Origin of the sequence: Salinicola endophyticus (assembly GCF_003206575.1) — a bacterium.
In the GTDB taxonomy this organism is placed as follows: domain Bacteria; phylum Pseudomonadota; class Gammaproteobacteria; order Pseudomonadales; family Halomonadaceae; genus Salinicola; species Salinicola endophyticus.
Map to the genome: position 1 here is coordinate 175,852 of NZ_PZJO01000001.1, position 22,548 is coordinate 198,399.

Consider the following 22,548-nt stretch of genomic DNA (forward strand, 5'->3'; position numbering starts at 1 on the left):
GAAAAACTCAAGCAGTGAGCGTGAAGCGTCCGGCACGGCCGCGCGCCGGATGCGGAAAAGCGGATTCATGTTACCAGCTTTCGGCGGTGCGACGAGACGCCGAGCGGCGTTTCGCGGCCATCTGTACGCACCGAGAAGCGCGCACGAATCCCGAAAAGGCAGTACGGGCCCGAAGAGAGTATGAACCCCCACAAAGAGAGCGGGGGATGAATCGCTTCATCCCCCGCCGTGGTCACTCCTGGTGGCTCGCGCCCTGCTGCCGCTGGCGGTTCGCCTTGTGCTCCAGCGCTGCATTGACGAAGCCGGTGAACAGCGGGTGGCCGTCGCGCGGCGTGGAGGTGAACTCCGGGTGGAACTGGCACGCCACGTACCAGGGGTGATCGGGCAGCTCGATCATCTCCACCAGCGACTGATCGCCGCTCTTGCCGGAGATCACCAGACCGGCCTTCTCCAGCTCGCCGATGAACTGGTTGTTGACCTCGAAGCGGTGGCGATGGCGCTCGGTGATGGTATCCAGGCCGTAGATCGTGTGCGCCCGGGAGCCGGAGGTGAGCTGGCACTCCTGACCGCCCAGACGCATGGTGCCGCCCAGGTCGGAGGCTTCGTCACGCAGCTCGATCTGACCCTCGGCGTTGATCCACTCGGTGATCAGGCCGACCACCGGGTGCTGGGTGTCGCGGGTGAACTCGGTGGAGTTGGCATCGGCCCAGCCGGCCACATGGCGGGCGAACTCGATCACCGCCACCTGCATGCCGAGACAGATACCCAGATACGGAATGCCGTTCTCGCGGGCGAAGCGGGCGGTGGCGATCTTGCCCTCGACACCACGCTCGCCGAAGCCGCCGGGCACCAGAATGGCATCCTTGCCGGCCAGGCGCTCGGTGCCGTGGCGCTCGATCAGCTCGGAGTCGATGTACTCGACGTTGACCTTCACCCGGGTCTGGATACCGGCATGGGTCAGCGCTTCGTTGAGCGACTTGTAGGCGTCGAGCAGCTCCATGTACTTGCCGACCATGGCGATATTGATCGACTTGAGCGGATTGAGCTTGGCGTCGAGCACATGGACCCACTCGCCCAGATCGGCGGCCGGCGCATCCAGGCGCAGCTTGTCGCAGACGATGTCGTCGAGGCCGTGCTCGTGCAGCATCAGCGGAATCCGATAGATGGTGTCGGCGTCCTGCAGCGGGATGACCGCGCGCTCCTCGACGTTGGTGAACAGCGCGATCTTGCGCCGCTCGCTCTCCTCCAGCTCGACTTCGCTGCGGCAGATCAGGATGTCCGGCTGGATACCGATCGAGCGCAGCTCCTTGACGCTGTGCTGGGTCGGCTTGGTCTTGGTCTCGCCGGCGGTCTTGATGTAGGGCACCAGGGTCAGGTGCATGAACAGCGCACGGCTGGCCCCGACTTCGCTGCGCAGCTGGCGGATCGACTCCAGGAACGGCAGCGACTCGATGTCACCGACGGTGCCGCCGATCTCCACCAGCGCCACGTCGTACCCCTCTCCCCCTTTGATCACGCGGTGCTTGATCTCGTCGGTGATGTGCGGGATCACCTGCACCGTACCGCCGAGATAATCGCCCCGGCGCTCCTTGCGCAGCACGTGCTCGTAGACGCGGCCGGTGGTGAAGTTGTTGCTCTGGGTCATCTTGGTGCGGATGAAGCGCTCGTAGTGGCCCAGGTCGAGGTCGGTTTCCGCGCCATCCTCGGTGACGAACACCTCGCCATGCTGGAACGGACTCATGGTGCCCGGATCAACGTTGATGTACGGATCCAGTTTGAGAATGGTCACCTTGAGGCCGCGGGCCTCAAGAATGGCCGCCAGCGAGGCCGCCGCAATGCCCTTGCCCAAAGAGGACACAACGCCGCCGGTCACGAAGATATATCGTGTCATGGAAAACCTGTCGAATCGTGGTCGTAAAGCCGTGAGAAAGACCCGGGGGAGAAAGTCGGGCCAGGATGGGACGCCAGACTACCAGAGAGCGGCCGCCGGCTCAATTTGCGCAGCGCGAAAGCGCCGCTCAGCCGTGCACCGCCCGCTGCAGCCGCTCCAGGCGATGGTCGCGGATACCCAGGGCGTGGAGATCACTGACCGTGTTGTCGAGATACTCGCGGCACGAGCCGAGCACGCCGCGGCCGGTGCGCAGCAGCTGGATCACCGTCTCGTCGGACTGACGCCCGATGTAACGGTCATGGGCCGGATTGATCACGAAGGCGATGCCCCACAGGGTGCCGATATCGCTGGCCAGCCGCACCCAGCGCGGCTGATAGGCGCCGGTGAGCATTTCGCGGCGCCACACCAGGGTCAGCTCACGCTCCAGGTTGGCCGCCGGCACCCGCAGCGCCACCCCACGGCACGAGCCCCCCGGCGCCAGCGCCAGCATCAGCCCCGGGGACTCGGGCGTACCACGGCCGTGCTCGAGCTTGAGGCAGAAGTCGCGATGATAGCCGTAGAGCCGGCAGGTGTGGCGCTCGGCGACCTCGACGCAGGGGTTCCAGATCAGCGAGCCGTAGGCGAACAGATAGACGCCATCGAGCCCGCGGGCGGGCTCGGGCACGCTCGCCAGCATCTCGCGGATGGAGGCGGTCAGCGCCGCCGGCGAGGTCAGCGGCACGTCGGGATAGGTGCGCTCGAAGTAACTGCGCAGGCGGTCCTGTTCGAGCACCTCGCGGGTCATCGCGAGCGACTGCTCGCCCGACTGCGGGTCACTGGCTTGGGAGTCTCTCATGCGGGTTACCCATGGCATTGATCGAGCGGCCGCCGATACGGCGACCTCGGCGGGCCGGCTTGGCGTACCTATTCTAGGACTGGGCGTCGGGCTGGCGTCTGCCCACGCCATAACGCAGCAGCGCATGCAGGCCAATGGCACCGAAGGTGGCGGTACCGATGCCATCCAGGGTAAAGCCCCCGAGGGCCAGCGAGAAGTTGCCCGCGCCCAGCACCAGCGTCACCGCCACCACGATCAGGTTGGTGGTATCGCCCAGATCGACCGCGTTCTGCACCCAGATGCGCGCGCCGGCCACCGCGATCAGCCCGAACACCACGATCGAAGCCCCCGCCAGCACCGGGCCGGGAATAGTCTGGATCAGCGCGCCGAAACGCGGCGAGAAGCCCAGCAGGATGGCGAAACCGGCGGCGGCGACGAAGATCAGCGTCGAGTAGACCTTGGTCACCGCCATCACGCCGATGTTCTCGGCATAGGTGGTGACGCCGGTGCCGCCGGCACTGCCCGAGACCACGGTGGCCACGCCGTCGGCGAAGAAGGCGCGCCCGATGTAGGGGTCGAGATCGCGCCCGGTCATCGCGCCCACCGCCTTGATGTGCCCCAGGTTCTCGGCCACCAGGATCACCGCCACCGGGGCGATCAGGACCATGGCATGGGGATCGACATGCGGCGCACTGAAGGTCGGCATCCCCAGCCAGGGGGCGGCGCTGATCACCGAGAAGTCGATCGGCGTGCCCCAGCCGAAGCCGTTGGTGACCAGCGCGTAGATCGCATAGGCGGCAATCAGCCCGATCAGGATCAGCAGCCGCTGCAGCATGCCCCGGGTGAGTACCGCCGCCAGTCCGATGCAGAGCACGGTCACCAGCGCCATGAGCGAATCGAAGGTGGAGCCGGCGACATTGGCCACCGCCACCGGGGCCAGGTTGAGGCCGATGGTCATGACGATGGCGCCGGTCACCACCGGCGGGATCAGCACGTCGATCCAGCGCGTGCCCAGCGCCATCACCACCAGTCCGACCAGGGCGTAGAGCACCCCGCAGGCGATGATGCCGCCCAGTGCCACGCCGATATTGGGGTTGGCGCCGCTACCGGCATAGCCGGTGGCCGCGATCACCACACCAATGAAGGCGAAGCTGGAGCCCAGATAGCTGGGCACCCGACCGCCGACGACGACAAAGAACAGCAGCGTACCGATCCCCGACATCAGGATCGCCAGATTGGGGTCGAAACCCATCAGCAGCGGCGCCAGCACGGTGGAGCCGAACATCGCCACGGCGTGCTGGATCCCCATCAATAGGGTCTGCGGGGCGGGGAGCGTCTCGTCGGGGGCGACCAGGGCGACACGCTTGGCGTCGACGCGGCGCCAGTGCGGAAACCAGGATGACATCGGGTGCGTTCTCCAGGGCGTCAGGCCGGCCAGCGCCGGCGCTCTGCCCCCGTCGGGGGCAATCGTTCGGACTCAGGCTTTGCACGAAAACTGCCTACGCTCGCCGGGTTTTCGTGCAAATCCTGGAAGGACAGGCGCGCGACGCCTGGCGCCGCGGACCGCCGCGCATTCTACCGCAGTCGCAGGCCGCTGCCTCTCCCCGTGGTTTCGCGCCACGTCGGCGCAGGGGTGAACTACGCTGAGGCTATCGGTGCCGTCACGCGGCCCGAACGCGAGTTCCCGGCGTCGCCATCGGGGAGGGATGGGGCGCCCGCCACCAGCCAACCAGGGAGTGGATATGCAACGCTACGACTATCTCATCGTCGGCGCCGGCATGGTCGCCGCCAACGCCGTCGACGGCATCCGCGAGCGCGACAGCGAGGGCAGCATCGGCATTCTGGGCGCCGAGTCCCGCGGGCCAGTGACCCGCCCGGCGCTCTCCAAGAAGCTCTGGACCGATCCCGATTTCGGCTACGACAAGATCTGGATGCAGCCGGAGCAGGACCCCGGCACCACGCTCCACGTCGACACTCGGGTCAGCGCCATCGACCGCCAGGCGCGAAAGGTCACCACTCGCACCGGCGAGACCTTCGGCTATGGCCAGCTGCTGCTCGCCACCGGCTGCGAGCCGATCCGCCTGGATCTGGCCGAGAGCGAGCGGGTGCGCTACTTCCGCAGCGTCGATGACTACGACCATCTGCGCCGGCTGGCGGGCGCAGGCCGCCATATCGCAGTGGTCGGCGGCAGCTATATCGGCAGCGAGCTGGCCGCGGCGCTGATCCAGAACGACTGCCGCGTCACCCTGATCTGCCCGGAACCGGTCCTGGGCGGCGGCATGCTGCCGGCCGAGGTCGCCGACCGCCTGCACCAGACTTACCTCGACCGCGGCGTGGCACTGCTCAGCGGGCGCACGGTGAAGACGGGGCGCGAGGTCGACGGCACGGTCACGCTCGAACTCGACGACGGCAGCGAACTCGCCGCCGACGGCGTGATGTTGGGACTCGGGGTCGAGCCGTGCACCGAGCTGGCACAGGCGGCCGGGCTCGAGGTCGACGGGGGCATCCTGGTCGACGAGCGGCTGCGCACCGCCGACGCCGCGATCTACGCCGCCGGCGACGTCGCCACCTACCCCGACCGCATCCTCGGGCGCTGGCACGCCGAACACGTCGATAACGCCAACTGCCAGGGCGCCGCGGTCGGGCGCATCATGGCCGGCAGCGACGAAGCCTACACCCACACGCCCTACTTCTACTCCAACGTCTTCGATATCGCCTGGAAGGCGCTGGGGCGGCTCGACGCCACGCTGGAGATCGTCGCCGACAGCGCCGACGACAAGGGAATCTACTACTACCTGGAGGCGGGCCGGGTGGTGGGGGTACTGCTGCTCGGCTTCGACGAGGCGCCGCTCGACGCCGCGCGTGAGGTGCTCGCCGAGCCCGGGCCGCAGGATGCCGCCACGCTCACCGGACGCATTCCGCTGGCGTGAGCGGCACGCGAGATGCGTCCGCCGGTTGCCGACGGCTCAGGCCGTCGGCAGGCGGGCGGCCATCACCCGGGAGCGACGCTCGATCTCTTCGAGCATGCCGGCACACTCGTCGGACATGCCACTGTCACGGGTCTTGCCCAGTGCCAGCAGCGCTTCCAGCTGGCGGCACACCGCGCTCGCCTGATCGGCGTCGGCGACATCGCTGTCGAGCACGTGATCTTCCAGCGTGCGCATCAGCGTATTGGCCTGGTCGAGAATATTGCGTTCGAGTCGGATCATGCGGTCACCTTTGGCGTTTGCGATGCAGGGAAAGCGCGCCACTCTAGCGATTCGGCGCCGCCGACACCACCCCGAGTGGCCATCTGCCGCGTCGCCGAGTCGCGCGCTCTCGCGATGATACCCTGAGCGCTCGTTGTCACACCTTGAGCTCTCGCTATCATACCTTGAGATAGTCGAGGATCCCCTCGGCGGCCTGACGCCCTTCGTAGATCGCCGTGACCACCAGGTCGGAGCCGCGCACCATGTCACCGCCGGCGAACACCTTTTCGTTGCTGGTCTGGTAGGCGAAGCGCTCCATCTGCGCCGGAATTTCCGGCGCCAGCACCCGGCCGCGATCGTCGACCTCGATCTGGTGAGTCTCGAACCACTCGATCTCGCTGGGCTGGAAGCCGAAGGCGATGATCACCGCGTCGCAGGCCAGGATCTCCTCGGAGCCCGGCACCACCTCGGCGCTGCGGCGGCCGTTGGCGTCGGGTTCGCCCATGCGCGTGCGCACCAGCTTGACGCCCTCGACCTTGCCCTCGCCGACCACCGCCACCGGCTGGCGGTTGAACAGGAAGTCGACCCCCTCCTCGCGGGCGTTGGCCACCTCGCGCTTGGAGCCGGGCATGTTCTCCTCGTCGCGGCGATAGGCACAGGTGACGCTGGCCGCGCCCTGGCGGATCGAGGTGCGGTTGCAGTCCATGGCGGTATCGCCGCCACCCAGCACGACCACCCGCTTGCCGGCCATGGAGACGTGGTCCGCGGGGTCCTTCTCGAAGCCGAGGTAGTGGTTGGCGTTGGCGATCAGGAAGTCGAGCGCCTTGTAGACCCCTTCCATCTCCTCGCCGGGGAAGCCGCCGACCATGTACTTGTAGGTGCCCATGCCGAGGAACACCGCATCGTACTCGTCGTGCAGCTGCTCGAAGGTGACGTCGCGACCGATCTCGGTGCCGAGCCGGAACTCCACGCCCATCTCTTCGAACACCGCGCGACGGCGCTCCATCACGTGCTTCTCGAGCTTGAACTCGGGGATACCGAAGGTCAAAAGGCCACCGATCTCGGGGTAGCGGTCATAGACCACCGCCTTGACCCCGTTGCGCACCAGGATGTCGGCACAGCCGAGACCGGCCGGCCCGGCACCGACGATGGCGACACGCTTGTCGGTCCAGCTCACCTTGGACAGGTCCGGGCGCCAGCCCATGGCGAAGGCGGTATCGGTGATGTACTTCTCCACCGAGCCGATGGTGACCGCGCCGAAGCCGTCGTTGAGGGTACAGTCGCCCTCGCACAGCCGATCCTGGGGGCACACCCGACCGCACACCTCGGGCAGCGAGTTGGTGCGGTGGGAGAGCTCCGCCGCCTCCAGAATGTTGCCCTCGCTGACCAGCTTGAGCCAGTTGGGAATGTAGTTGTGGACCGGACACTTCCACTCGCAGTAAGGATTGCCGCAGTGCAGACAGCGGTGCGCCTGGCTGGCCGCTTCGCTGGGGCGGAACGGCTCGTAGATCTCCGCGAACTCCTTGGCGCGGCTGCGGGCGTCCTTCTTCTGCGGATCGCGTCGGCCGACGTCGATGAACTGAAAATCGTTGCTCAAACGGTTTGCCATGATCTCTCTCCTCACTCGCGCCGGCTCCGCCAGCGCTTTGCGCGGCGCTCGAGCCGCGACTTAATCCGGGTAGCCGATCGAGGCTGACTCGATCGGCGAGCAGGTCGAACCGGGGCGGTTCAGTGCCCCGAGGCGCCCGGCGCCCCGGGGCCACCGCCGATCGGGTCCTGGCGGGGCTCCGGGCACCATGCAACGCCGTGATTCGCCTACCCAAGCATTGATGCCGTGCGCTGCATCACTCGGGCTGACGCCGCTTCTTATTTATTCCGGCTGGCGCCTGGATTGGGCCAGCAGGCCGTTGAGGCTCGCAGCCTTGGGCTTGACCAGCCAGAAGTGGCGGATGAAGTCGGAGAAGTCCTCGAGGATCTCGCGCCCCCGTTGGGAACCGGTCTCCGCCACGTACTCGGTGATCACCTCGCGCAGATGGCGGCGGTAGGCCTCCATCGACTCGGTGTTGATGCGGTGGATCTCCACCAGCTCATGGTTGTAGCGATCGACGAAGCCGCGATCCTCGTCGAGCACATAGGCGAAGCCACCGGTCATGCCCGCACCGAAGTTGATGCCGGTCTTGCCCAGCACGCAGACCAGGCCTCCGGTCATGTACTCGCAGCAGTGATCGCCCGCGCCCTCGATCACCGCGTGGGTGCCGGAGTTGCGCACACCGAAGCGCTCGCCGGCCATGCCCGCGGCGAACAGCTTGCCGCCGGTGGCGCCGTAGAGGCAGGTGTTGCCGATGATCGCCGTCTCGTGGCTCTTGAAGCGGCTGGCCCGCGGCGGCGTGATCACCACCTTGCCGCCGTTCATGCCCTTGCCGACGTAGTCGTTGGCGTCACCCTCCAGGTAGAGATACAGACCGCGGGCGTTCCACACCCCGAAGCTCTGCCCCGCCACCCCGGTGAAGCGCACCGTGATCGGCGCATCCTCGAGCCCCGCCTCGCCGTAGCGCTTGGCGATCTCGCCGGAGACCCGTGCCGCCACCGAGCGGTCGCAGTTGGTGATCTGGAAGGTGAACTCGCCGCCGGACTTGGCCTCGATCGCGCCGATCAGGGCGTCGTAGAGCTCCTGGTTCTTGGCGCCGGGGTCGTGCGGCACGTTGCGGCTGACCTGGCAGAACTGCGGCGCGTCCGCGGGGACGAAATCGTTGGCCAGCAGCGGGGTCAGGTCGAGCTTGCGCTGTGCCGGTGTCTCGCCCTCGAGGCGCTCGAGCAGATCGGTGCGTCCGATCAGGTCGGTGAGCTTGCGTACCCCGAGCAGCGCCATCAGCTCGCGCACCTCTTCGGCGATGAAGCGGAAGTAGTGCTTGACCATATCGACGGTGCCGCGGAAGTGCTCGTCACGCAGCTCCTGGTGCTGGGTGGCGACACCGGTGGCGCAGTTGTTCAGGTGGCAGATCTTGAGGTACTTGCAGCCCAGCGCGACCATTGGCGCGGTGCCGAAGCCGAAGCTCTCGGCGCCGAGGATCGCCGCCTTGACCACGTCGAGGCCCGTCTTGAGCCCACCGTCGGTCTGCAGCCGGATCTTGTCGCGCAGGCCATTGATGCGCAGCGCCTGGTGCACCTCGGGCAGGCCCAGCTCCCACGGGCTGCCGGCATGGCGGATCGAGGTGATCGGGCTCGCCGCGGTGCCGCCGTCATAGCCGGAGACGGTGATCAGGTCGGCGTAGGCCTTGGCCACCCCGGTGGCAATGGTGCCAATGCCCGGCTCGGAGACCAGCTTGACCGAGACCTGGGCCGCCGGGTTGACCTGCTTGAGGTCGAAGATCAGCTGCGCCAGATCCTCGATCGAATAGATGTCGTGGTGCGGCGGCGGCGAGATCAGGGTCACGCCGGGCACCGCGTAGCGCAGCCGCGCGATCATCTCGTTGACCTTGCCACCGGGCAGCTGACCGCCCTCGCCGGGCTTGGCGCCCTGGGCGACCTTGATCTGCAGCACCTCGGCATTGACCAGATAGGCCGGGGTGACGCCGAAGCGCCCGGAGGCGATCTGCTTGATCTTGGAGGAGCGGATGGTGCCGTAGCGCGCCGGATCCTCGCCACCTTCACCCGAGTTGGAGCGCCCGCCGGTCTCGTTCATCGCCTGGGCCAGCGCCTCGTGGGCCTCCGGCGAGAGTGCCCCGAGCGACATGCCGGCGCTGTCGAAGCGCGGCAGCAGCGCCTCGACCGGCTCCACCTCGTCGAGGGGCAGCGGTTCAGGGGCCGGCTTGAGCGCGAGCAGATCGCGCACCGTAGCCACCGGGCGCTCGTTGACCAGCCGTGCAAACGCCTTCCACTGGGTGTAATCCCCCTGCTGCACCGCCTGCTGCAGCTTCATCACCACATCCGGGTTGTAGGCGTGGTACTCGTGACCATGCACGAACTTGACCAACCCACCCTGCTTGAGCCCCTTGCGCGGAATCCAGGCGTCGCGGGCGGAGAGCTCCTGCTGCATCTGCAGCTCGCTGAAGCCGGTGCCCTCGATCCGCGACATCATCCCGGCGAAGCAGGTCTGCATCACCTCGCTGCCCAGGCCCACCGCCTCGAACAGCTGCGAGCCGCGGTAGGAGGAGATCTGCGAAATGCCCATCTTCGACAGAATCTTGTAGAGCCCCTTCTGCATACCCTTGCGATAGTTCTCGCGGGCATCCGCCGGGTTGCCCACCAGCTCACCGGTGCGGTGCATGTCCGCCATCACCTGATAGGCCAGGTAGGGGTAGATCGCGGTGGCGCCGACACCGAAGAACACCGCCATCTGATGGGCATCACGGGCGTAGCCGGTCTCGACCACCAGATTGACCCGCGGACGCAGCGCCAGCCGGGCCAGATGGTGGTGCACCGCACCGGTGGCGAGCAACGACTGAATCGGCAGCTTGCCCTGTTCCAGCTCGGCGTCCGACAGCACCAGCAGCACCTTGCCGTCACGGGCGGCCTGCTCCGCACGCTGGCACAGCGCGTGCAGCGCCTGACGCAGCGTGGTGGTCTCGGGATCGTAGTGCAGCGGCAGACGCACCGGCGCGAACGCCGGGTCATCCTGCTCGACGAGCGCGGTGAACTTGCGCGGCGACAGGATCGGCGTGGTCAGGATCAGCCGGTTGGCGTGCTCCGGGGTCGCCTCGAAGACATTGAGCTCGGCCCCGCAGCAGGTCTCCAGCGACATCACGATCGCCTCGCGCAGCGGGTCGATCGGCGGATTGGTGACCTGGGCGAACTTCTGGCGGAAGAAGTCGGTGAGCAGGCGATTATGACGCGACAGCACCGCCATCGGCGTGTCGTCGCCCATCGACCCCACCGCCTCCTGGCCGCTTTCGGCCAGCGGACGCAGCAACTGGTCGCGCTCCTCGTTGGTGACCGAGAACATCTTCTGGTAGACGTTGAGCTCGTCGAGGGACATCGGCTGGAAGCGCGCCAGCTCGGTCAGCGCCGACTCGAGATAGTGGGCGTGCTCCTTGAGCCAGCGCTTGTAGGGATAGGCCGACTTGAGCCGCTGGTCGATATCGTCGGTGTGCAGCACCTCGCCGGTCTCGGTATCGACCGCCAGGATCTGCCCCGGGCCCACGCGCCCCTTGGCCACCACCGATTCGGGCGCGTAGTTCCATACCCCGATCTCGGAGGAAAGAGTGATATAGCCGTTGTCGGTGATCACCCAGCGCGCCGGACGCAGACCGTTGCGGTCGAGCATGCACACCGCATGGCGGCCCTCGGTCATGACGATGCCGGCAGGACCGTCCCACGCCTCCATGTGCATGGAGTTGTACTCGTAGAAGGCGCGCAGATCGCCATCCATGGTCTCCACGTTCTGCCACGCCGGCGGCACCATCATGCGCACCGCGTTGTAGAGGTCCATGCCGCCGGTGAGCAGCACCTCGAGCATGTTGTCCATGCTCGAAGAGTCGGAACCGGTGGTGTTGACGATCTCGTCGAGGCCCTCGATATCCGGCAACAGGGGGCTGACGAAGTTGGCCTTGCGCGCATTGGCCCAGCTGCGGTTGGCCTCGATGGTGTTGATCTCGCCGTTGTGCGCCATGAAGCGGAACGGCTGCGCCAGCGGCCAGCGCGGGGCGGTATTGGTGGAGAAGCGCTGGTGGAAGACGCAGATCGCCGTCTCCAGCCGCGGATCGCCCAGATCCTGGAAGAAGGTGGGCAGATCGGCGGGCATCATCAGGCCCTTGTAGGAGACCACCTTGGACGACAGCGAGCAGACGTAGAACTCCTCGTCGCCGCGCAGCGCCTGCTCGGCCAGACGCCGCGCCATGAACAGCTCGACGTTGAAGGCAGCATCCGACTGCGAAGGGTCGCCCTCGACGAACACCTGGCGGATGCGCGGCAGGCAGTCGAGTGCCATCGGACCGCACACGCTGGGATCGGTGGGCACGTCGCGCCAGCCCTTGACCGCCAGGCCGCGGGCCTCGAGTTCGCGCTCGAGCACCTGGCGTGCCTCGGCTTCGCGGGCATCGTCATCGGCGAAGAACACGCAACCGACGGCGAAGCGCTCGCCCAGCGCCACGCCCAGCGCCTCCTGCGCCACTTCGCGCATGAAGCCGACCGGCATCTTGAGCAACAGTCCGCAGCCGTCGCCGGTCTTGCCGTCGGCGGCGATACCGCCACGGTGGGTCATGCACGTCAACGACTCGATCGCCGTCTCGAGCAGATCGTGACTGGCCTGCCCCTCCATGTGCGCAATCAGTCCGAAGCCGCAGTTGTCGCGGAATTCGCCGGGCTGGTGAAGACCTCTCATCATGGGCGTGCCTCACAGAACAAGGGAACTTGCATTCGGTAAAATACAGGGAGATAATATAAGGTTTGTTGTTATTTCCGACCGCTCTAACTGTCGGCTTTCAGCGCCACCTCGCTGCGACGCTAGCGCCGTGGAACGGCGTCAAAAGGCCGCCCAGAATAGCCACTCCCCCGCCGCAACGCAATCGCGCGCCGCCCCGCCCTCTGCGATAAAACCATTGAAAATCGAGGACTTATATTTATAACTAAAAAAATTACCTGACAGCTCAACGGCTTAGAGAGGCGTCTTCGACTAAAGTCTAAATACTAGGCTCGACACGCATCGACACACCCGAACCACCCCCTCACCCCATGCCGATACGACATACTTCATGCCAATTGCATGCATGACCCCACCCTGAGACTGCCGTCGCGATGCTGCCCACCAGATCGCGGGTACGTAGCAGGGCGAACACGCCCGTCAGGGAGAGGGCCGGTCAGCGCGGTGACAGCGATAAGGATAGCGCAGCGAAGAAGACAGCCTGGCGGAAGCGCGCGCCGGCGGGGCCACAGGCACACCCTGGGTGCGACGTCTTGGGAATGATGTCTTGGGAGCGACGCCGCGGCGTGAGGCGCGCCACGGCGTCGCTCTCCGGCACGGCAGAGGGGCCTACGCCCGCCCCAGTCGGAAAGACGCCGATGGCACCGCCACGGCGGGCATGGCGACCACCGCACGGGCGGGATATTCGGCGGCGTGGCGCCCGCTCAGGCGCGGGGGAAACGCTCGATCAGGCGTTCGAGCATGGCCGGATCGGTGTCGTCATGGATCGCGGCGCGCCCCAGCGCCTCGAGCAGGATCAGCCGCAGGCGGCTGTCGAGATTCTTCTTGTCCAGACGCATGCGCTCGAGGAAGTCATCGACACCCATGGCGGCGGGCGCCACCCGCGGCAGCCCCGCCGCCGCCAGCACCGCTCCGATACGCTCGACCTCGGCGCCGGTGAGCCAGCCGCGCTCGGCCGACAGTGCCGCGGCCATGGCCATGCCGGCACCCACTGCCTCGCCATGCAGCCAGTTGCCGTAACCCTGGTGCGCCTCGATGGCGTGACCGAAGGTGTGGCCGAGATTGAGCAGCGCACGCACGCCCTGCTCGGTCTCGTCCTCGGCGACGATCTCCGCCTTGATCTCACAGCTGCGGCGAATGGCGCGGCGGATCGCGGCGGCGTCCAGCGCGCGCAGGGCTGGCATTTCGCGCTCGAGCCAGTCGAGAAAGGCAGCATCCCAGATCAGGCCGTACTTGATCACCTCGGCCAGCCCCGCCGAAAGCTCGCGCTCGGGCAGCGTCGCCAGGGTCTGGGTATCGATCAGCACCGCACGCGGCTGCCAGAAGGCGCCGATCATGTTCTTGCCGCGCGGATGGTTGACCCCGGTCTTGCCCCCCACCGAGGAGTCGACCTGGGCCAGCAGCGTGGTCGGCACCTGGATGAAGGCGACACCGCGCTGGTAGCTCGCCGCGGCGTAGCCGGCCATGTCGCCGATGACCCCACCGCCGAGGGCGACGAGGGTGCAGCGGCGGTTGAAGCCGGCCGCCAGCAGCGCATCCCAGATGCGCTCCACCGAGGCCAGGGTCTTGGTCGCCTCGCCGTCGGGCAGGATCACCTCGCACACCTCGAGATCGGCCCCGCTCAGGGTGTGACGAAGCCGGTCGAGATAGTGCGGGGCGACGGTCGCGTTGGTGACGATCATCACCTGGCGCCCGGCCAGATAGGGCAGCAGGCAGCCCGGATCGTCGAGCAGCCCGGCGCCGATATGGATGGGGTAGGTGCGCTCGCCGAGCGCGACACTCAGCGACTCCATGGCGGCGGAAGGAGACTGCGTCATGACGGGTGACCCTTGTACGAGTGAGCGAAGTGGCGCGCCTGCCGTGGTACGACTAGCGCGGCGGCGAGGCCCCGGCCTGAAGCGGCTGGTTGAGCCGCGTGACCCGACGCACGATATCCGCCACCACGCTTTTGGGGCTGCGGCGGTCGGTGCGCACGACGAGATCGGCGGTGGCACGATAGAGCGGATCGCGCAGCGCGAAAAGGTCGCGCAGCACCTGCTCGGGGTTGGCGCTGCGCAGCAGCGGGCGGTTGCGGTCGCGCGCGGTGCGCCGGATCTGCTGCTCGACCGTGGTCGCCAGATAGATCACGGTACCGCGCTCGCGCAGGTACTGGCGATTGAGCTCGCGCATCACCGCGCCGCCGCCGGTGGCCATCACCACCTCGCTGCGCTGGGTCAGCTCGTCGATCATCGCCGTCTCGCGGTCACGGAACCCCTGCTCGCCCTCGACATCGAAAATCCACGGGATATTCGCCCCGCATCGCGCCTCGATCTGATGGTCGCTATCCAGGAATTCGCGCTGCAATTCGGCCGCCAGAAGGCGGCCGATAGTGCTTTTGCCGGCCCCCATGGGGCCGATGAGAAAAAGATTGGGAAGCGACCGCATCAGCGAATGGCCAGTCTGTCCTCGATGATCTTGGGCGTAATGAAGATCAGCAATTCTACCTTTTCATTGCTCTCCTGGGTATAGCGGAACAGCTGCCCGAGCACCGGGATGTCACCAAGGAAGGGCGTCTTGAACAGCGTATGCAGCTGCTCCGAGGTGAGGATACCGCCAAGCACCACGGTTTCGCCGTTGTCGACCAGCACCTGGGTCTGGATCTCGTTGGTGTCGATCGCCGGCGCGCCATCGAAGCGGGTGTTCGAGATATTGTCGTTGTTGACCCGCAGATCCATGATGATGCGGTCATCCGGGGTGATCTGCGGGGTCACCTCCAGCGACAGCACCGCCTCCTTGAACTCGGTGGTGGTGGCGCCGCTGGAGGACGCCTCCTGATAGGGCACCTCCTGCCCCTGCTTGATCACCGCGGTGCGCTGGTTGGCGGTGATCACCTTGGGCTGGGAGATGGTCTGGCTCTTGCCCTCGCTCTCCAGCGCGCGCAGCTCCAGATCGATCAGCACATCACCGGAGAGATAGCCGAAGCTGAAAGCGCTGGCGGGTTGGGTGGCGTTGCCCAGATCGACCGCCAGGCCGCCGCCGTAGGACTGAGGATCATTGCTGGTGGAGGGCACGCTGGAGGGGTCGCCATCGGCGGCACCGCTCAGATTGAGGCGCCCCCCGGCCGGCGACGACATGCCCCAGTTGACGCCCAGCTCACGAGTGGCGCTGTCACGGGCGATGACGATACGCGCCTCGATCTGGACCTGACGCACCGGAATGTCGAGCTGATCGATGGTACGCCGGATCGCCTCCAGTTGATCGCGGGTGTCCTGCAGGATCAGAGTGTTGGTGCGCACATCGACGGTCACCCGGCCGCGATCCGACATCAGTCCCACGCCCTCGCCGCCGCGCAGCAGTCCGGCCAGGGTGTCCGCCTTGGCGTAGCGGATCGGCACGAACTCGGTGACCAGCGGCGCCAGCTGCTGCGACTGCTCACGGCTCTCCAGAGTCTGGCGCTGCAGGCTGGCCAGCTCGCCGGCCGGCGCCACCACCATCACGTCGCCGGTACGCCGCGCCGCCAGGCCGCGGCTCTGCAACACCAGGTCGAGCGCCTGATCCCAGGGCACGTCGACCAGATTGAGAGTGACGTTGCCCTGGACGCTATCGCTGGCGACGACATTGAGCCCGGAGACCTGAGCGATGATCGAGAGCACGTCGCGTACCGGGATGTCCTGGAAGTCGAGGGTCACCGGCTTGCCGCTGTAGCTCGGTGCCGCAGCGTCGGCACTGACGCTGGACGTACCGCCCCCCTCCTCCTTTTGCGGCGCGAGCTCCAGACGCAGCTGGCGCCCCTGCTGGGTCACCAGCGGCTCCATCGCCCGCGTCGCGCTGATCTCGAAGCGCACGCCGTCGGCATCGCGCCTTGGCACGATGCGCGTCACCGCGGTGCCGAAGTCGCTCACGTCCAGGGTCTGGTACTGGGCATCCGGCAGCACCACACCGGGTAGCGTCAGGGTGATCCGGCGCCCACTCCCGGAGACCGAGGCTGCCACCCCGGGCCGGTCGAGGGTCACCAGCAGCTCACCGTGGTCGGTGTCGCTGCGGCGAAAGTCGAGCGCCGCCACCCGCGGCTGGTGGCTGGCGGCAGCGGCGGGGCGGCCCACGCCCGGTGCTTCGCGCCCGGCTTCGGCGACGAATCCCGGTGTCGCCGCCTCGGCGTTCGCCGCCGGCGCAGCCCCCAGATGCACCAGCAGACGACCCGACTGGCGCTCCAGTCGATAGTCGCTCGCCCCGTCGAGGGCGAACACCAGCCGCGTGCGCCCTTCGCCGGCCAGCACGCGCAGCGACTCGACCCCGCCACTGCCGACCGCGAAGCGACGCTTCGCCAGCGCGCTGGTGGTGTCGAGCAGATCCAGTGCCAGCCGCGGCGGCGCGGCGGTACGGTAGCCGCGCACCTCCGGCACCCCACCGGCGAAGCGTAGCTCGACGTCGAGACGTCCGGGGCCACGCTCGGTGAAGTTCACCGCCGTCAGGCTCGACCCCGCCCAGGCCGGCGCGGCCAGCCCCAGCAGCAGCCAGGCCAGCAGCCCGCTCACCCACCTGAATCGACATGCCATGCTCGTTCTCCTGCTGATCTGCTTGGGGCCATCGCCGCGGCGGTTGGCGCTGGTCAACTTTTCAGACAGCACCCGGGCCCTCATCCCGAATTCTGCGGCGAGGCGGCGGCCTGTTCGCTGGTCGCGGCCAGGCTCAATTGGCGAGTACGCTCGCGCCACGCCCCCTGGGTGTCGCGCACGCGCTCCACCAGGCTCAGGCTGCGCCGCGTGATCTTCACGATGTGCCCCTGATCGCGTCCCAGATAGTCGCCGACGAAGACCCGGTAGAGGCGCCCGTCCGGCGCCCGGATCAGGCCCGACGGGGTCACGCCGACGCTGAGCGTGCCCACCAGTGCGAGATTCTCCAGCGCAAACGCCTCGAGCGGCTGACGCTCGCGCTGCACCCGGGGCTCGGCCGGCGGCACCAGCGCCTCGAGAGTTTTCCCGGCGGGGGCGAAGGGGCTACGCATGGTGCTGCCGTGATAGGCCGCCACCGCATAGCGGGGCATCTCCGGCAGCGCCGCGATCTTGCCCTCCGGCTTGTGGCGCAGCGCCTGCAGCCGCTGCTCGAGCGTGTCCAGGTGGGCATCGCTGCAGCCGGCCAGCAGGGCAGCACAGGCCAGCGCCAGCCCCAGGCGTGCGTGTCCACGCCCCCGTCCACCCCACGTCATGAGCCGGCCCCCGTGTCGGTAGCGTCATCCGCCTCGCGATAGCGGTAGGTCTTGGCCAGCATCTTCAGGCGCAGCGTGGGTGAGTCCGCCACCGGCGCCAGCGTGAAGTCGTGCAGGGTGACGATACGCGGCATGCTGGCGACCTCGGCCAGGAAAGCGGCGATCTGGTGATAGCCGCCACGCACCTGAATATCGAACGGCTGCTCGAAGACGAACTCGCTCGCCACCGCCGGCTGGAGCTTGATGCTGTCGATGTTCAACTGCTGTTCGCGGGCGGCATCGCTGATCGCATCCAGCAGCGCAGGCACCTCGGCGTCACTCGGCAGCTGCTCGAGCACGCGCTGCATGCGCGCCTTCAGCTCGCTCATCTGCTGGCGCATCATCGGCAGATTGACCGCCTGGTAGGAGAGCGTCTCGAAGCGCGAGAGCGCCTGTGTCTCCTGCGCCACCAGACGCGCGTGCTGGGCCCGCGGCGATGACGCCAGCAGCCACTGCATGAGCAGCAAAGCCAGCGTGAATGCCGTCAGCGCGATCAGCGCCTGCAGGCTGGTGGGCCAGGTTCCCGCTTCCTTGAGGTCGAGCTCACGCCAGGGCAGCTCACGCAGCTGACGCGCCTGATCCTGCACCCAGCCCCGCAGACGCTCGCGGCACCGCCGAAGCGACCTCATGGCGTCGACTCCGCGGGTTCGCCGGAGGCATCCACCGCCGGCTGCTCCTCGACGCTCATCTGGAAGCGCCGCGGTGCATCGGCACCGTTGCCGGCGCTGACATCGGAGAGCAGCGGTACGCCCAGCGCCGGGCTCGCCGCGAGACGCCGCATCTGCTCGGAGACCTGGCGGTTGGAGGCGGCCACACCGTCGAGCTCGAGCGTATGGTCGTGGCGCACCAGCTGGGTGTAGTGGACGCCATCGACCAGGGTGGCGGTGAGCTGATCGAACACCTCGACGGTGAGCGGCCGGCTCGCCTGCAGCGTGCCGATCAGGTCGATCTGCTCGAGCATGCGCTCGCGCAGGTGGCGAAAGTCGCGCACCGACTCGATGTCCCGGGTCAACTGCTGGGTATGGCGCTCGATCATCCCCAGCCGAGCCTGCTCCGCACGCACCAGCGCCTGCTCGTGCAGGTCGATCAGCCAGCCGGCGAGCAGCCCCAGCAGCAGCGCCAGCAGCACGCCCCGCTGAAAGCGCCGGGTGCGCTGCTGGCGCTGGCGCTCACGCCATGGCAGCAGATTGATCTCGACACTCATGCACGCACCCGCATGGCCAGGCCGCAGGCGGTGAGCATTGCCGGCGCATCGGCGGCCAGGGCATCGACATCGAGGCGCGGATGCACGCGCATGCCGCCGAACGGGTTGGCCAGCGTCGCCTCCAGCCCGCTCTGGGCGCGCAGCCGATCGACGAAGCCCGGCAGCACGCAGGAACCGCCGGCGAGCACCAGTTGGCGGATCTCCTGCTGGCCGGCGGCGGTATAGTAGAGCTGCAGCGAACGCCCGATGTGCTGGATCAGGGTATCGATGAAGGGGGTCAGCACCTGCTGGCGATAGTCATCCGGAAGGCCCCCGCGCTTCTTGGCCCGCCCCGCCTCCTCGAAGCTGATGCGGTAGCGGCGACTGATGGCGTCGGTGAGTTGGCGCCCGCCGCACAGGTTGTCGCGGCTGTAGACGATGCGGCCGCCCTTGAGCACATGGAAGGCGCACAGGTTGGCGCCGATATCGACCAGCGCCACGGCGTCGGCGCCGGGCGTGTCGAACTGGCTCGCCATATCGCCCCACATGCGCTCCAGTGCGAACCCCTCGACATCCACCGCCACCGCTTCGAGACCCGCCTCGGACAAGGTCGCGGTGAGCAGTTCGATATCCTGCACCCGACAGGCCACCAGCATCACCTCCTGCTGGTCGTCGTAGCGCCGATGGCGTCCCAGTCGCTGGAAGTCGAAGGCGACCTCGTTGAGCGGAAAGGGGACGTACTTCTCCGACTCCATCTGGATGCGCGCCTCGATATCCTCGTCGCTGAGCGAGGCGGGCAGCGTCAGCTTGCGCGTGATCGCCGCCGAGTTGGGCACCGCCACCACCGCCCGGCGCGACTTGAGCCGGCCGTGCTCGACCGCCCGCTTGAGGGTATCGACGACCTCGCGCTGATCGCGGATACGCCGCTCCACCACCGCCCCCTCGCGTAGCGGGCGCACGGCATAGCTATCGATGCGCAGGCGCCCGGCGTGGCGTTCCAGCTCGAGCAGCTTGACCGTGGCGGAGGTGATATCGACCCCGACCAGACCTCTCTGGGATCGTTTCAGGCGTAACACTTCAGGGACCTTTTCGGGCGCAACACTGTCCTACCTCGCCATGAAACCCATTAGCGGGACGCGAAAATGGGGGACGCGATCATCCTAATCCCGTTTAACGGCGGGCCGGCGGCCGACTTGAGACATTTCGTTACACAGATTGCGCGCTGCTTGCAGGAACAGAGGGGGTGGAAACTGGCCCCGATTCGGTCGCGTCCATATAATGCCCGCTGGTTCGACATCCTCAAGGCCAGGGATGGCTGACGCGCGACCGGCCGCACCGACCTCCGTCAAGGAATTGCACTCTGCCCATGAAGCTCTTTACCCGCCTACTGTCCACGGCCTTCTGGCTGCTGCTCTCGCTCGGTGCCGGCGCCCTGCTGGCAGTGGTCGGTGCCGCGCTCTACTTCGCCCCGGGCCTGCCGGATGTCCACCAGCTGCAGAACTACGAACTGCAGACACCGCTGCGCATCTATACCGAGGATGGCAAGCTGATCGGCGAGTACGGCGAGGAGCGCCGTATGCCGGTGAGCTTCGACCAGATTCCCAAGCCGCTGATCGACGCCCTGCTGGCGGCCGAGGATGCCAGCTTCTTCACCCACCCCGGGGTCGATCCCAAGGGGCTGGCGCGCGCCGCCCTGGAGCTCGCCTCCAGCGGCGGCATCCAGTCCGGGGGCAGCACCATCACCATGCAGGTGGCGCGTAACTATCTGCTGACGCTCGATCAGACCTTCACCCGCAAGATTCGCGAGATCCTGCTGGCGCTGCAGATGGAGCAGATCCTGAGCAAGGACGACATCCTCGAGCTCTACGTCAACAAGATCTATCTGGGCAACCGCTCCTACGGCGTCGCCGCCGCCGCCAACACCTACTACGGCAAGCCTCTGAACGAGCTGACCCTGCCGCAGTACGCGATGATCGCCGGCCTGCCCAAGGCGCCCTCCAGCTTCAACCCGCTGGCCAACCCGGAGCGCGCGCTGATCCGCCGCAACTGGATCCTCTACCGCATGCGCGATCTCGGCTATATCGATCAAGCCGCCTACGACAAGGCGGTCAAGGCGCCGATCACCGCCAGCCGGCACATCGCCCAGACCGAGGTCGACGCCCCCTACGTCGCCGAGATGGCGCGCAGCTATGCGGTCGAGCGCTTCGGCGACAAGGCCTATACCGACAACATCCGCATCACCACCACCCTCGACAGCCGGCTGCAGACCGACGCCCGCGACGCCCTGGTACAAGGGCTGATCGACTACGACACCCGCCACGGCTGGCGCGGGCCGGAGGAGAAGGACGTCCCGCCGAGTCTGGTCGAGGCCCAGGACCGCACCGAACGCAAGGGCCTGGAGGAGGAGCTGTCGGAGTCCCCCGAGGTGATCCAGACCGCGCGCCAGGCGGCCCAGAGCAGCCAGGCCACGATCCAGGGCGTCGAGGGTGACGTCAGCAACTGGCTCAAGGTCCTCGAGCGCACGCCGGCCTATGGCCCGCTGCAGCCGGCCATCGTGGTCTCCACCGAAGGCAAGCAGATGCGCGTGCTCGATGCCGACGGCAAGGTGATCACCCTCGATTGGGATGGCCTCAAGTGGGCGCGGGAGTACCACAGTGCCAAGTGGCGCGGCGGCGTGCCAGCCAATGCCGCGGCGATCGCCAGCCGCGGGGATCTGGTGCGTATCCTGCGCGATGGCGATCACTGGCGTCTGGGCCAGCGCCCGGGCGCCGAGGGCGCGATCGTGGTGCTCGACCCCAAGACCGGCGCGATCGAGGCACTCCAGGGCGGTTTCAGCTTCTCCGCCAGCAAGTTCAACCGCGCCATCCAGGCCCAGCGCCAGGTCGGCTCCAACTTCAAGCCGTTCGTCTATCTGGCCGCGCTGGAAGAGGGCGGCATGACCGCGGCGACCATCATCAACGATGCCCCCATCGTGATGGAGCAGTTCGGCGCCGACGACTGGCGCCCAGAGAACGCCGAGCAGCGCTTCCTCGGCCCCACCCGGCTGCGCGTGGGCCTCTATACCTCGCGCAACCTGGTGACGATTCGCGTGCTGCAGTCGCTGGGGCTCGACAATGCGCTCAACTTCCTCGAGCGCTTCGGCTTCTCCCGCGACCGCCTGCCCCACGGCCTGTCGCTGGCGCTGGGTAGCGCCTCGCTGACGCCGCTGGAGATCGCCAACGCCTACGCGGTCCTGGCCAACGGCGGCTTCCAGGTGTCGCCCTGGTACATCGACAAGATCACCCAGGGCAGCCACAACACCGTGGTCGAGGAGGCCAACCCGCTGGTCGCCTGCCGCGACTGCGCCGCCGATGCCACCCAGACCGAGGTCGACGGCGAGCCGCGCCGCATCGCACCCCGGGTGGTCGAGCCGGATGCGCTCTATATCCTGCGCAGCATCCTGCGCGACGTGATCGAGAAAGGCACCGGACGCGGCGCCCTGTCACTCAACCGCGCCGACATCGTGGGCAAGACCGGCACCACCAACGATCAGCGTGACGCCTGGTTCTCCGGCTTCAACAACTCGCTGGTGACCACCGTCTGGGTGGGCAAGGATGACAACTCGACCACCGCCGAGTATGGCGCCCAGGCCGCGCTGCCGATCTGGAAAGCGTTCATGGGCCCGGCGCTCAAGGGCACGCCGCAGGTGATTCCCGAAGCACCGGCGGACATCGTCACCGTGCGCATCGACCCCGACACTGGCAAGCGCCTGCACGACGACCAGCCCGGCGGCATCAACGAGATCTTCCGCAAGCAGAACGTGCCCGACTACCAGCCCCGCGGCATCAAGCCGGAGCTGGAAGACCAGAGTGGCTCCCAGGGCACCGGCACCTATGAGGCGATCTTCTGAA

Annotated in this window: 15 protein-coding genes; 2 read left to right on the forward strand and 13 right to left on the reverse strand. The window is 67.4% G+C overall.

The genetic code is table 11. The annotated features are described in order from the left end of the window. Positions 1-232: 232 nt before the first annotated feature. From DOM66_RS00795 to DOM66_RS00805, 3 genes are all read right to left on the reverse strand, one after another. The gene (locus tag DOM66_RS00795) at positions 233-1,891 is read right to left on the reverse strand and encodes a CTP synthase (protein WP_110688981.1); all 1,659 of its coding nucleotides are present in this window, start codon (positions 1,889-1,891) and stop codon (positions 233-235) included. 127 nt (positions 1,892-2,018) lie between these two features. Then, positions 2,019-2,726, reverse strand: a complete 708-nt coding sequence (locus DOM66_RS00800; RefSeq protein WP_157958811.1) for a gamma-glutamylcyclotransferase — start codon at positions 2,724-2,726, stop codon at positions 2,019-2,021. Positions 2,727-2,799: 73 nt separating this feature from the next. Beyond that, positions 2,800-4,110, reverse strand: a complete 1,311-nt coding sequence (locus DOM66_RS00805; RefSeq protein ID WP_110688982.1) for a solute carrier family 23 protein — start codon at positions 4,108-4,110, stop codon at positions 2,800-2,802. A gap of 337 nt (positions 4,111-4,447) precedes the next feature. Between DOM66_RS00805 and DOM66_RS00810 the strand changes: the two genes are divergently transcribed. After that, entirely contained in the window at positions 4,448-5,635 is a 1,188-nt protein-coding gene (locus DOM66_RS00810; RefSeq protein ID WP_110675110.1) for an NAD(P)/FAD-dependent oxidoreductase, read from the forward strand. Positions 5,636-5,671: 36 nt separating this feature from the next. Here DOM66_RS00810 and DOM66_RS00815 read toward each other — a convergent pair whose 3' ends face one another. The 10 genes from DOM66_RS00815 to pilM form a co-directional block, all read right to left on the reverse strand. Continuing rightward, positions 5,672-5,914, reverse strand: coding sequence for a hypothetical protein (locus tag DOM66_RS00815; protein ID WP_110675111.1), 243 nt, complete (start codon positions 5,912-5,914; stop codon positions 5,672-5,674). A 157-nt stretch (positions 5,915-6,071) separates the two neighbouring features. Further along, on the reverse strand, positions 6,072-7,502 hold the full coding sequence (locus tag DOM66_RS00820) for an FAD-dependent oxidoreductase (protein WP_110675112.1): 1,431 nt from the start codon (positions 7,500-7,502) through the stop codon (positions 6,072-6,074). Between the two features lie 261 nt (positions 7,503-7,763). Beyond that, positions 7,764-12,215 (reverse strand): glutamate synthase large subunit, encoded by a 4,452-nt coding sequence (gltB, locus tag DOM66_RS00825; RefSeq protein ID WP_110688983.1) that lies wholly within the window; start codon positions 12,213-12,215, stop codon positions 7,764-7,766. Positions 12,216-12,955: 740 nt separating this feature from the next. Beyond that, positions 12,956-14,068, reverse strand: coding sequence for a 3-dehydroquinate synthase (gene aroB / locus DOM66_RS00830; protein ID WP_110688984.1), 1,113 nt, complete (start codon positions 14,066-14,068; stop codon positions 12,956-12,958). A 52-nt stretch (positions 14,069-14,120) separates the two neighbouring features. Then, positions 14,121-14,675 carry a shikimate kinase AroK gene (gene aroK / locus DOM66_RS00835; protein ID WP_110675115.1) on the reverse strand — a complete coding sequence of 185 codons (555 nt, stop codon included), beginning with the start codon at positions 14,673-14,675 and terminating at the stop codon, positions 14,121-14,123. Further along, positions 14,675-16,786 carry a type IV pilus secretin PilQ gene (gene pilQ / locus DOM66_RS00840; protein ID WP_110688985.1) on the reverse strand — a complete coding sequence of 704 codons (2,112 nt, stop codon included), beginning with the start codon at positions 16,784-16,786 and terminating at the stop codon, positions 14,675-14,677. Before pilQ ends, aroK begins: the two co-directional genes overlap by 1 nt. Before the next feature lie 80 nt (positions 16,787-16,866). Beyond that, positions 16,867-17,436 carry a pilus assembly protein PilP gene (locus DOM66_RS00845; protein WP_110675117.1) on the reverse strand — a complete coding sequence of 190 codons (570 nt, stop codon included), beginning with the start codon at positions 17,434-17,436 and terminating at the stop codon, positions 16,867-16,869. Next, the gene (locus DOM66_RS00850; RefSeq protein WP_110675118.1) at positions 17,433-18,104 is read right to left on the reverse strand and encodes a type IV pilus inner membrane component PilO; all 672 of its coding nucleotides are present in this window, start codon (positions 18,102-18,104) and stop codon (positions 17,433-17,435) included. The genes DOM66_RS00845 and DOM66_RS00850 overlap by 4 nt, the downstream gene beginning before the upstream one ends. Then, positions 18,101-18,679 carry a PilN domain-containing protein gene (locus tag DOM66_RS00855; protein WP_110675119.1) on the reverse strand — a complete coding sequence of 193 codons (579 nt, stop codon included), beginning with the start codon at positions 18,677-18,679 and terminating at the stop codon, positions 18,101-18,103. The genes DOM66_RS00850 and DOM66_RS00855 overlap by 4 nt, the downstream gene beginning before the upstream one ends. Next, the gene (pilM, locus tag DOM66_RS00860; protein ID WP_110688986.1) at positions 18,676-19,734 is read right to left on the reverse strand and encodes a type IV pilus assembly protein PilM; all 1,059 of its coding nucleotides are present in this window, start codon (positions 19,732-19,734) and stop codon (positions 18,676-18,678) included. The genes DOM66_RS00855 and pilM overlap by 4 nt, the downstream gene beginning before the upstream one ends. 290 nt (positions 19,735-20,024) lie before the next feature. Between pilM and DOM66_RS00865 the strand changes: the two genes are divergently transcribed. Next, the gene (locus DOM66_RS00865) at positions 20,025-22,547 is read left to right on the forward strand and encodes a penicillin-binding protein 1A (RefSeq protein WP_110675121.1); all 2,523 of its coding nucleotides are present in this window, start codon (positions 20,025-20,027) and stop codon (positions 22,545-22,547) included. The last annotated feature ends 1 nt before the right edge of the window (position 22,548 follow it).

Excerpts from the sequence above, each read along its gene's own strand:
- DOM66_RS00855 (WP_110675119.1), bottom strand. The coding sequence starts at position 18,679 with ATGAGTGTCGAGATCAATCTGCTGCCATGGCGTGAGCGCCAGCGCCAG.
- DOM66_RS00865 (WP_110675121.1), top strand. The coding sequence starts at position 20,025 with ATGAAGCTCTTTACCCGCCTACTGTCCACGGCCTTCTGGCTGCTGCTC.
- aroB (WP_110688984.1), bottom strand. The coding sequence starts at position 14,068 with ATGACGCAGTCTCCTTCCGCCGCCATGGAGTCGCTGAGTGTCGCGCTC.
- DOM66_RS00820 (WP_110675112.1), bottom strand. The coding sequence starts at position 7,502 with ATGGCAAACCGTTTGAGCAACGATTTTCAGTTCATCGACGTCGGCCGA.
- aroK (WP_110675115.1), bottom strand. The coding sequence starts at position 14,675 with ATGCGGTCGCTTCCCAATCTTTTTCTCATCGGCCCCATGGGGGCCGGC.
- DOM66_RS00845 (WP_110675117.1), bottom strand. The coding sequence starts at position 17,436 with ATGACGTGGGGTGGACGGGGGCGTGGACACGCACGCCTGGGGCTGGCG.
- DOM66_RS00850 (WP_110675118.1), bottom strand. The coding sequence starts at position 18,104 with ATGAGGTCGCTTCGGCGGTGCCGCGAGCGTCTGCGGGGCTGGGTGCAG.
- DOM66_RS00795 (WP_110688981.1), bottom strand. The coding sequence starts at position 1,891 with ATGACACGATATATCTTCGTGACCGGCGGCGTTGTGTCCTCTTTGGGC.
- pilQ (WP_110688985.1), bottom strand. The coding sequence starts at position 16,786 with ATGGCATGTCGATTCAGGTGGGTGAGCGGGCTGCTGGCCTGGCTGCTG.
- DOM66_RS00810 (WP_110675110.1), top strand. The coding sequence starts at position 4,448 with ATGCAACGCTACGACTATCTCATCGTCGGCGCCGGCATGGTCGCCGCC.
- DOM66_RS00805 (WP_110688982.1), bottom strand. The coding sequence starts at position 4,110 with ATGTCATCCTGGTTTCCGCACTGGCGCCGCGTCGACGCCAAGCGTGTC.
- DOM66_RS00815 (WP_110675111.1), bottom strand. The coding sequence starts at position 5,914 with ATGATCCGACTCGAACGCAATATTCTCGACCAGGCCAATACGCTGATG.
- DOM66_RS00800 (WP_157958811.1), bottom strand. The coding sequence starts at position 2,726 with ATGAGAGACTCCCAAGCCAGTGACCCGCAGTCGGGCGAGCAGTCGCTC.
- gltB (WP_110688983.1), bottom strand. The coding sequence starts at position 12,215 with ATGATGAGAGGTCTTCACCAGCCCGGCGAATTCCGCGACAACTGCGGC.